The sequence below is a fragment of the Paraburkholderia sp. FW306-2-2C-D06C genome (assembly GCF_058781505.1).
This window is the reverse complement of record NZ_JBYSWU010000155.1, coordinates 1-584: the sequence shown is the minus strand read 5'-3', so window position 1 is coordinate 584 and position 584 is coordinate 1. Positions and strand designations below refer to the sequence as shown.

The following is a 584-nucleotide window of genomic DNA, read 5'->3' as shown; positions in this document are numbered from 1 at the left end:
TCGGGCCATGCATACGGCAAATCGCTGCGCACCGTGAAGTCGTGTGTCGGGTCGACGTGGTGCCGCTATGGCGTCGGCGATTCGGTGGGCCTCGCGGTCGAGATCGAGAACCGCTACAAGGGCCTGCGCACGCCGCACAAGATCAAGTTCGGCGTGTCGGGCTGCACCCGCGAATGCGCGGAAGCGCAGGGCAAGGACGTCGGCATCATCGCCACCGAGAAGGGCTGGAATCTCTACGTCTGCGGCAACGGCGGCATGAAACCGCGCCATGCCGAACTGCTCGCGTCGGACCTCGATCACGACACGCTGGTGCGCTACATCGACCGCTTCCTGATGTTCTACGTGCGCACCGCCGACCGGCTGCAACGCACCAGCGTGTGGCGCGACAACCTCGAAGGCGGCCTCGCGTATCTGATCGACGTGGTCGTCAACGATCGTCTGGGTGTTGCGGCGGAGCTCGAGGCGGAGATGCAGCACGTGGTCGACAGCTACGAAGACGAGTGGAAAAAGGCCGTCACCGATCCCGAAACACGCAAGCGCTTCCGTCATTTCGTCAACAGCGAGCAGGCCGACAGTAACGTCAC

General features: G+C 63.7%; 1 pseudogene. It reads left to right on the top strand.

The features are described 5' to 3' along the window. Window positions 1-584, top strand: a pseudogene (locus AC3WLT_RS37285) (nitrite reductase (NAD(P)H)); the annotation flags it as partial.